The sequence below is a fragment of the Streptomyces adelaidensis genome, from assembly GCF_016598475.1.
Taxonomy (GTDB): domain Bacteria; phylum Actinomycetota; class Actinomycetes; order Streptomycetales; family Streptomycetaceae; genus Streptomyces; species Streptomyces adelaidensis.
This window is the reverse complement of sequence record NZ_JAEMUX010000155.1, coordinates 1-9006: the sequence shown is the minus strand read 5'-3', so window position 1 is coordinate 9006 and position 9006 is coordinate 1. Positions and strand designations below refer to the sequence as shown.

Here is a 9006-nt window from a genome sequence, read left to right as displayed (position 1 = left end):
TACCCCCGTCGACGCCCTCGCAGATTCGTTCCCTCAACTCGGCGCCCAGCCCCCACACCTGACGCATGGACAAACACGGACACCCAATCGATCATTCGTACCAAAATTGCGATCGCGATCCCATGCACTTCTGGCCAAAGCTCAAGCCGCCCCGGCCACCCGGCCCACATGCGACCCTTACGTCCACATCAGGCACACTCGAACCGGGCGCCACCGACACCCCGTCAGAAGCGGGGCCAGGGAAAGAGAAAGAGGGGAATAACGACGGAACCACACCACAGGTTCCGGTTTATCCTCGTTGCCCGGCGTAACCTGCCGTGATACATAGAGTGACGATACGACCCTTCACATACCGTCCCGCGTCCCCCGATAGGGTCTCGCACGGGCCGGCGGCAAGGGATTCGTACGAAACCCGCCAATCAATGACGCCAAGTCGACATACGACAGCGTCATCGTCGGCGAGAATGGGCCCGACCTCTGCGCACCCGCGCCAGAGGGTGCGGTACGGACGCGACGCGTACGCACCGCACGACCAACAGAACTACCCACTAGGGGCGGTGACTTACATGTTCGTTGCGGCCGACAAGGGCGACATCACCACCATCATCGGCGGAATCGCCCCGGACTGGGGGCCTTTCGGCAGCCTGGGCAACGAGGCGCGCGTGATGATCGAGGTCGTGATGGCGGTCGCCATCCTCCTCTGTCTGGGCATCGCGATCTGGGGTGCGGCCAAACAGCGCATCGGCGCGACGGCCCTGCGTGACACCTTCAGCGCGGAACAGGGCAAGGGGCTCATCATCGCCGGCCTGACCGGCGTCTTCATCATCGGCTCACTGGGCACGGTCTTCACCATCGTGTACGGCATGGCCGTGTAGCGCGGCGGCCGGCCCCTCGTCCTGGCCGGGCACCCCCGGTTCGCCCGGTTCCCCACTACCCCACCCGTCCGTCGTGCCCACCGGCTGAGGTTGCGTTTCCCTGATGTCGAGTCACCACACCGCGCCCGCGCGGGAACCAGCGCGGCTACCGTCGTACTGCTACGCCTTTCGGTACGACGTTGAAGTTGAAGGGGCGAACGCGGCATGAGTCTCGGTGACGAGCACGGGCACGGCGAGTCCTCACGCGCCGGTGACGACGGAGGGTACGGGGGCTACGCCGGCACGGGCCAGACCCGCACCCGCCTCCCCGACCGCGGCGACGACCCCTACGGCAACACCCCCCGCCGCGGCCGCTCCTCCTCCAGAAGCCTCATCACCATCGTCGGCGTAGTCGTCCTCCTCATCGCCGCCATCGCCTTCGCGAACCGTGGCGGAGACGACTCCGCAGAAGACGGGACCACCGGGGGCGACAAGGCGGAAACGACGCCTACTGCGGCTTCGGGGGAACGGCCGGTCGACACGAAGACCGGCGGCATCCCCTCCGGCTTCGCGCACGACGAGCAAGGCGCCGAATCCGCAGCGGCCAACTACGCCGTGGTCCTGGTCTCGGCCGACATCCTCAAGCCCGTCCGGCGAAGCGAGATCGTCCAGCAGGTCTTCGTCGCCGACAAGGCGGCCGATCTGGAGGACAGCCTCAACAAGGCTTATGACAGGGACTTCCTAGCCAATGTCGGCTTGGACGAAAACGGCAATGCCCCGTCGGGCAGTACCTACGTCTCACGAACCATGCCGGTCGGCACCAAGGCCACAAGCTACTCGGACAGCACCACGACCGTCGAGGTCTGGTGCACCGGTGTCTACGGCACGGCATCAGAAGACACCACCAACCCGGTCACCAGCGACTGGTTCACCATGATCCTCCAGCTGCGCTGGGCCGACGGTGACTGGAAGGTCGACAGCTTCGCCCAGAAGGAAGGCCCCGCGCCGGTCAACGGCGACAACAAAATCTCGCCGTCCGACGAGATCTCGAAGGCCGTCGAGGAGTACGGAGGGTTCACCTATGCCCGGTAGGTCACGCCACGTACTCAAGTTCGCCGCAGCCCTCACAGCCGTACAGACCGCAGCCGTTCTACTGGCCACCAAGGCAGCTGCCGCACCCACCCCGTCGCCCTCTCCCTCGGCCTCCGACGACCGCTGCGACCTCATCGTCGGCCCCGCCAAGGACTACTGCGAACGAGGCGCCGACGACAAGGGCGACACCAGCACCCTCCCCAACGACGTAACCACCACCCTCGACCCCCTCTCCTCCCTGGCCCAAGGCTGCGCCGACGCCGCCTCCTGGACCATCGACAAGCTCTCCACCGCCGTGAACGACACCGCGAACGTCGACTTCACGAACCCCAAGTTCCTCCAGCAGTACGCCGTGGTCTTCGCGGCCTCGACGATCCTCACCCTCATCCTGTGGCTGCTGGCCGTGGCCAAGCGGGCAGTACGCGGCGTCCCCCTCACCACCGCACTGTCCGAAGCCGTCGGCTTCCTCTGGCTGACGGTCCTGGCCTCCGCCTTCACGCCCCTGATCCTCTACACGGTCGTCTCGGCGACCGACGGCGTGACGGAGGTCCTCGCCAAAGCGACCGGCGACCAGACGGACACCTTCTTCGGCAACTTCTCCGGAGCCCTGAAGAAGGGCGAGGACATCGGCGGCGGCCCGATCATGCTGATCGTCGTCTCGCTCGTCTCGATCCTCGCCGCCGGCGTCCTCTGGCTCGAACTGGTGATCCGCGCCGCCCTGCTCTACGTAGGCGCGCTGCTCGGCACGGTCGTCTACGCCGGCCTGGTCGACAAGAACCTGTGGGGCCATGTCCGCCGCTGGGCGGGCATCATGATCGCGGTCATCCTCATCAAACCGGTGATCGTGATAGTCCTGGGCCTCGCCGGCGCCCTCGCCGCGGACGACGGCCCGGACGCGTTCTCCGCCGTCGTCTCCGGCCTCGCCATCATCCTCCTCGCCATCTTCGCCTCCGCGATGATCTACCGCTTCGTCCCGGGCTTCGGCGACGAGATCGCCGGCTCCCGCAACAACCGCATCATGCGCGGCGCCGAAGGCAAGGCCGCGGCCGTGATCAGCTCCCCGGCCACTCTCGTCGCCCAAGGCATCAAGACCCACAGCAGCCGGGCCGACAACAACGGCGGCGGAGGCGGGAACAACGCCGCCCGCCCGTCCAACCCCGCGTCCGGCGGCGTGGCGGCCCACAGCTCACGCAACTCGAACGGAGGCGGCGGAACTGTCCCCTCCGCCGCACCCCCACCGCGTACGAGCCCGGTCAACACCCCCCACGCCGGCAACACCCGCAACAGCAATCGCACGGGAGGTGAAGGGCGTTGACGGCTGATTCCCACGCGGCCCATCTGTCCCATCCGGTCACGCCCCGCCGTACATATCTGATCGGCCGCGCCCGGCCGAACGCGATCATCGGCCGGAACCGCGAGTCCGGCGAGATCGCGCTGATCATCGTGGGCGCGTTCCTCGGCATGATGTGCGGCCTCCTCGTCCCGATGCTCGTCCCCCGCATCGCCCTGCTGACGGGCTTCCCGCTGCTGGCGCTGGCCGCCGTGTACGTGCCGTACAAGCGGCGGACGTTCTACAAGTGGTTCGAGATCAACCGCAGTTACAAGCGCGGCCTGCGCCGCGGCACCGCGTACCGCTCCTCCGTCATGGAGGCCGGCACGCACCTCGACGGCCGTGAGATCGAGGTCGGCCCCCCGCCGGGCATCGGCCGCATCACCTGGCTGGCCGCGCCCTTCGGCCCCGACGAGATCGCCGTCCTCCTCCACGCCGACCGCAGAACAGTCACCGCGGCCATCGAGATCGAGGGCCCCGGCGTCGGCCTGCGCGACTCCGAGGACCAGGAAGCCCTCGTCGACCGCTTCGGCACCCTCCTCAAGCATGTGGCCAACGGCGACGGCTTCGTCACCCGCCTGCAGATGCTCGCCCGCACCCTCCCCGCCGACCCGGACGCCCACGCCAAGGACGTCGCCCAGCGCGGCGACGAACGCGCCCCGGGCTGGCTGCAGCAGTCGTACGAGCAGCTCCAGTCCATGGTGTCCACGAGCAGCGAGCAGCACCGCGCGTACCTGGTCGCCTGTATGCACTACTCCCGCGAACTGGCCGCCGAGGGCCACGCCATGGCCCGCGCGTCCCGCCCGCAGGGCCGGAAGCTGGACAAGGACGCCGGCCTCGCCGTCGTCATGGCGCGCGAGCTGACGGACATCTGCTCGCGCCTCCAGGAGGCCGACATCCGCGTACGGCAGCCGCTGGGCCAGGGCCGTCTCGCCTCCCTCATCCACTCCATGTACGACCCGGACCACTCCATCGACCACATCCAGGCCATGACCAGGCGCAACGCCTGGCCGGCCGAGCTGGACGCGATGGAGCCGGACTACCTCCAGGCCAAGACCCGCGAGTCCTCCACCCGCGCCCCCTGGTGCCACGCCACCGCCTGGGTGAAGGAGTGGCCGATGACCCCGGTCGGCGTGAACTTCCTCGCGCCCCTCCTGGTCCACACCCCGGACGTCATCCGCACGGTCGCCGTCACGATGGACCTCGAACCCACCGAGGTCGCCATCGAGCGCATGCTGACCGAGAAGACGAACGACGAGGCGGAAGCGTCCCGCGCCGCCAAGATGAACCGGACCGTCGACCCCCGCGACATCGCCTCCCACTCCCGTCTCGACCAGCGCGGCGAGGACCTCGCCAGCGGCGCGGCCGGCGTCAACATCGTCGGCTACATCACCGTCTCCTCCCGCTCCCCGGAGGCGCTGGCGCGCGACAAGCGGACGATAAGGGCCTCGGCCGGCAAGTCGTATCTGAAACTGGAGTGGTGCGACCGCGAACACCACCGGGCCTTCGTCAACACGCTCCCGTTCGCCACCGGAATCCGAAGGTAGGGCTACCGCGATGCGGGATCATCCGATCCAACCGCACCTGGAGGTGAAGCGCTGATGCGGGACCCGATGTCTGTCCTCACGGACGCCTTCACGTCCTTCCTCTTCGGCAAGGTCGAGACGACCCGCCTCCCGGTCCGCACGTCCACCGGCCAGGCCCAGGCGGTCTACCTCCCGACCGCCGCCCCCGGCCTCGGCGACTCCGGCGTGATCATCGGCCGCGAGGTCTACTCCGGCAAGGGGTACATCTACGACCCCTTCCAGCTCTACGGCCAGCAGCTCCCCGCCCCGCACTGGCTCGTCCTCGGCGAGTCCGGCAACGGCAAGTCGGCCCTGGAGAAGACGTACGTCCTACGGCAGTTGCGCTTCCGCGACCGCCAGGTCGTCGTCCTCGACGCCCAGGGCGAGGACGGCGTCGGCGAGTGGAACCTCATCGCGCAGGAGCTGGGAATAACTCCCATCCGCCTGGACCCGACGGCCGCCCTGGACCTCGGCATTCGCCTCAACCCCCTCGACCCGGCGATCACCACGACGGGCCAGCTGGCCCTCCTCAGGACGATCATCGAGGTCGCGATGGGCCACGGCCTGGACGAACGCTCCGGCTTCGCCCTCAAGGTCGCACACGCCTACGTCAACGAGTCGATCGTCGACCGGCAGCCCGTCCTCACCGACATCGTCGACCAACTCCGCCACCCCGAGCCCGAGTCCGCCGAGGCGATGAACGTCGCCATAGACGACGTACGCGCCTGGGGCCTGGACGTGGCGCTGGTCATCGACCGCCTGGTCGACGGTGACCTGCGCGGCATGTTCGACGGCCCGACCACAGTCGGCATCGACCTCGACGCGCCCCTCATCGTCTTCGACCTGTCCCACATCGACCGCAACTCCATCGCCATGCCCATCCTGATGGCCATCGTCGGCGTCTGGCTGGAGCACACCTGGATCCGCCCCGACCGGAAGAAGCGCATCTTCCTCGTCGAGGAGGCCTGGCACATCATCAACAGCCCCTTCGTCGCCCAGCTCTTCCAGCGCCTGCTGAAGTTCGGCCGCCGCCTCGGCCTGTCCTTCGTCGCCGTCGTCCACCACCTGTCGGACGTCGTCGACGGCGCGGCGGCGAAGGAAGCGGCCGCGATCCTCAAGATGGCCTCGACACGGACGATCTACGCCCAGAAAGCGGACGAGGCGAGGGCCACGGGCCGCGTACTGGGCCTGCCCCGCTGGGCGGTGGAGATCATCCCCACCCTCACCCCCGGCATCGCCGTCTGGGACGTCAACGGCAACGTCCAGGTCGTCAAACACCTCATCACCGAGACCGAACGCCCGCTCGTCTTCACCGACCGCGCGATGACCGAGTCGTCCGCCGACCACATCCGCGACAGCGACGCCCTGCGCGCCGCCGAACTGGAGGCCGAGGAACGCGCGGCCGCCTTCGTGGAACAGCAACTGAGCGAGGTCGACGGATACGGCTCCTCGGAGTCCACGGTGGCCTGAGCAGTGAGCGGTACGACCTGAATGGCGGCGGAGGATACGGCGTGAACGGCGGCGTGCGATGAGACCGGAGCACCGGCACCCCCAGCAGGGCGGAGGCGGCGGCATCCCCGACGGCCTGCTGATCGCCCTCCTCGGCTTCCTGCTGGCCACCACCCTGATGGTCTGGTCGGCCACCGGCCTGGCCGGCCTCTTCGCCCACGGCGCCTGGCCCGACCGCATCACCTTCACCCGCACGCCCCTGGCCGTACGCAGCCTGATCTCCGCCCCCCAGGACCTCCCCGCCGCCTGGCCGGACACCCCCTCCGACCAGCTCTCCGGCTACGGCCTCTTCTGGGGCCTCCTCATCAGCCAACTCATGATCCTCCTCGTCCTCGCCGTCTTCGTGATGGGCACACTGGCCCGCTGGAGAGCGGTACGAGCACGAGAAAAGGCGACGCGGACCTCAGGACACGACCTGTCGGCCACCACGACACCGACGGCACAGACGCCCGGCCCTCTCCCACCGCACCCCGGTGAATACGGCCACCAGGTCGCCCCGCCCCCCACAGCACCCGCCACCACGCCGCCCGCGCCGGTACCCGAGCCGCGTGCCACCACCGCCCAGAACACCCCCGCACCCCTCGCGGCCACCATCGCGACGGAAACCGCCGCCCCCCTCACCCCGACGGGCGCCTGGCCCCCGCAGTCCCCCTCGGTGGTCCTCGGCCCGGCTCCCTCCCGTCGCCCCACCGCCACCCAGGCCATACACGACGCCGAAGGCCCCGCCCTGGTCGTCACCTCCGACCCGACACTCTGGTCGGACACCAAGGACGCCCGCGCGAAACTGGGCCCGGTCCTCCTCTACGACCCCTCCCATCGCTGCGACACCCCGGCCCGCCTCCACTGGTCCCCCATCACCGGCTGCGACGACAAGCCGACGGCGGTGGCCAGGGCGACCGCCCTCCTCGCCCCGATCCGCCCCACCGCCAAGATCGACCAGGCGGTGGCGGACGCGGCCGAGACGCTTCTACGCAGCTATCTGCACGCCGCCGCCATAGACACCCGCACCATCCGCCACCTGCACCGCTGGGCCCAGGGCACCAACGTCCAGGAAGCGGTACGGATCCTCCGTACGAACCCGAAGGCGGCCCCCGGCGCGGCGGGCGAACTGGAGTCGGCGCTCACCTCGCACCCCGAACGCCGGGACATCGCCCAGGAGCTGACGGCCCGCGCCCTGTCCTCCCTCTCCACGGTCAACATCCGGGAATCCTGCAACCCCAACAGGGCGGACGCCCTGGCCCTGGATTCCTTCGTCCACGAGGGGGGAACGCTCTATGTGGTCGGCGACCCCATCGAGGACCCCAAGGCGAACCCTTACGCCATGCCGCTGCTGACGGCCCTCACCTCAAGCGTGGTCGAGCGCGGCCGGCGCATGGCCGAACGGTCATCCTCCGGTCGCCTCGACCCACCACTCACCCTGGTCCTGGACGACGTGGCGGCCGTGGCCCCCCTCCCCCAGCTCCCGGCCCTCCTGACCACCGGCCCCGACCAGGGCCTCCCCACCCTGGCCCTCCTCCGCTCCCGCGAACAGGCCAGGTCCCGCTGGCCGAACCTCGAACTCCCGCTGCCGTAGAGTCACGCGGCGCTCACATGCCCGAGCCATCCCGCTCGTCGCCCTGGCCGTCGTGAGGCACCGCGTATCCGGGAACGGACGGCCACCGCACGGTCAGCACCACCGACTCCTCCTCCGCGACCCAGGAGTGGTCCACACCGTGCCCCCAGACGACGTAGTCCCCCTGGCGCTCCAGCACGACGCTCCGGCCAGGGAACTCGACGCGGAAGCGCCCGCTGATGAGCACCTGCAGAGCGGTGCGTTCCTCACCCCGAACCCACTGCGCCCGCCGGTCGCCACGCGGATGGACACCCCACTTGATCTCCAACGCATCGCTCCGGCGAGGATCGCCGTCCGCCTTGAAGTGCCCGAGCAGCCAGCCACGGTCCAGCGCCGCGTCCTTGCCCGCATTCCCCACATACACGCTGTCGTCCATGCCGGCGAACGCTAACACCGGCCCACCCGACGCCACCTACGCCAGGTCAAGCACGTACTCCAGCTCCAGCCCCATGACTTCCTCCACGGTCACCCCGCTGGCCACGAACCCGATCCGCCGGTAGAACGCCGCGGCCCGCCCGTTCCGCTCATGCACGAACAACCGCACCCGCTCGACCCCGACGCCCCGGGCCCATCCCAGCGCAGCCGCGAACATCGCCTCGCCCACGCCCTTCCCACGATGTCCGTCCCTCAGGAACACCCCCACCAGATGCCCCTGCCGACGCTCGACCTGCGCGCCGAAGTAGTCCCGCACGCCGGCTTCCTCCACAAGCACGGTCACACTCCCGACCCACCCCGCGCCCCCGGCCTCCACGACAATCTGCTGCCGCTCCCGAACCCCCTCAGCGGCCCCCTCCGTCCGCTCCTTCCAGTACGCGTCCGGCCGGGCCACGGCATCCTCGTACGCCTCCAGAAAAGCCAGAGGTGCGACGGGATCCCGCAGCGCGGCCAACCGCAACTCCCGCGCCTCCCGCCACTCCTCGGCACGGACGGACCGGATCGCATAACCCTCGGGGACAGCGAGGTTCTCAGCACTCATCGGCACCCCATTGAAAGCGTCCTGAAACGCAAAATAGCCCCCACCGGTTTCCCGGCAGGGGCTATTCG

Annotated in this window: 8 protein-coding genes; 6 read left to right on the top strand and 2 right to left on the bottom strand. The window is 69.3% G+C overall.

Annotation, left to right across the window (positions count from 1 at the left end; translation table 11 throughout):
* The first annotated feature begins 566 nt into the window (after positions 1 to 566).
* The 6 genes from I8N67_RS40115 to I8N67_RS40090 all read left to right on the top strand — a co-directional run bounded on the left by I8N67_RS40115 (position 567) and on the right by I8N67_RS40090 (position 7923).
* Positions 567 to 875, top strand: coding sequence for a DUF8827 family protein (locus I8N67_RS40115; protein WP_037688205.1), 309 nt, complete (start codon positions 567 to 569; stop codon positions 873 to 875).
* Positions 876 to 1079: 204 nt separating this feature from the next.
* Positions 1080 to 1946 carry a DUF8175 domain-containg protein gene (locus tag I8N67_RS40110; RefSeq protein ID WP_200309245.1) on the top strand — a complete coding sequence of 289 codons (867 nt, stop codon included), beginning with the start codon at positions 1080 to 1082 and terminating at the stop codon, positions 1944 to 1946.
* A complete protein-coding gene (locus tag I8N67_RS40105) occupies positions 1936 to 3261 on the top strand; it encodes a hypothetical protein (RefSeq protein WP_200309244.1) in 1326 nt (441 codons plus the stop codon). Before I8N67_RS40110 ends, I8N67_RS40105 begins: the two co-directional genes overlap by 11 nt.
* A gap of 23 nt (positions 3262 to 3284) precedes the next feature.
* On the top strand, positions 3285 to 4823 hold the full coding sequence (locus I8N67_RS40100) for an SCO6880 family protein (protein WP_372443909.1): 1539 nt from the start codon (positions 3285 to 3287) through the stop codon (positions 4821 to 4823).
* A gap of 54 nt (positions 4824 to 4877) precedes the next feature.
* Complete coding sequence (locus tag I8N67_RS40095; protein ID WP_200309242.1) at positions 4878 to 6311, top strand: ATP-binding protein; 1434 nt, start codon at positions 4878 to 4880, stop codon at positions 6309 to 6311.
* A 58-nt stretch (positions 6312 to 6369) separates the two neighbouring features.
* A complete protein-coding gene (locus I8N67_RS40090) occupies positions 6370 to 7923 on the top strand; it encodes a type IV secretory system conjugative DNA transfer family protein (RefSeq protein ID WP_200309241.1) in 1554 nt (517 codons plus the stop codon).
* A gap of 13 nt (positions 7924 to 7936) precedes the next feature.
* On the opposite strand, the gene I8N67_RS40085 is transcribed toward I8N67_RS40090, so the two are convergent.
* Together I8N67_RS40085 and I8N67_RS40080 are read right to left on the bottom strand one after the other, a co-directional pair.
* Positions 7937 to 8338 (bottom strand): cupin domain-containing protein, encoded by a 402-nt coding sequence (locus tag I8N67_RS40085; RefSeq protein WP_200309240.1) that lies wholly within the window; start codon positions 8336 to 8338, stop codon positions 7937 to 7939.
* 36 nt (positions 8339 to 8374) lie between these two features.
* Positions 8375 to 8938 (bottom strand): GNAT family N-acetyltransferase, encoded by a 564-nt coding sequence (locus I8N67_RS40080; protein WP_200309239.1) that lies wholly within the window; start codon positions 8936 to 8938, stop codon positions 8375 to 8377.
* Positions 8939 to 9006: the final 68 nt, after the last annotated feature.

Bases quoted from the DNA above. Each gene is read 5' to 3' on its own strand.
- I8N67_RS40115 (WP_037688205.1), top strand. From the start codon at position 567: ATGTTCGTTGCGGCCGACAAGGGCGACATCACCACCATCATCGGCGGA.
- I8N67_RS40085 (WP_200309240.1), bottom strand. From the start codon at position 8,338: ATGGACGACAGCGTGTATGTGGGGAATGCGGGCAAGGACGCGGCGCTG.
- I8N67_RS40080 (WP_200309239.1), bottom strand. From the start codon at position 8,938: ATGAGTGCTGAGAACCTCGCTGTCCCCGAGGGTTATGCGATCCGGTCC.
- I8N67_RS40095 (WP_200309242.1), top strand. From the start codon at position 4,878: ATGCGGGACCCGATGTCTGTCCTCACGGACGCCTTCACGTCCTTCCTC.
- I8N67_RS40110 (WP_200309245.1), top strand. From the start codon at position 1,080: ATGAGTCTCGGTGACGAGCACGGGCACGGCGAGTCCTCACGCGCCGGT.
- I8N67_RS40105 (WP_200309244.1), top strand. From the start codon at position 1,936: ATGCCCGGTAGGTCACGCCACGTACTCAAGTTCGCCGCAGCCCTCACA.
- I8N67_RS40090 (WP_200309241.1), top strand. From the start codon at position 6,370: ATGAGACCGGAGCACCGGCACCCCCAGCAGGGCGGAGGCGGCGGCATC.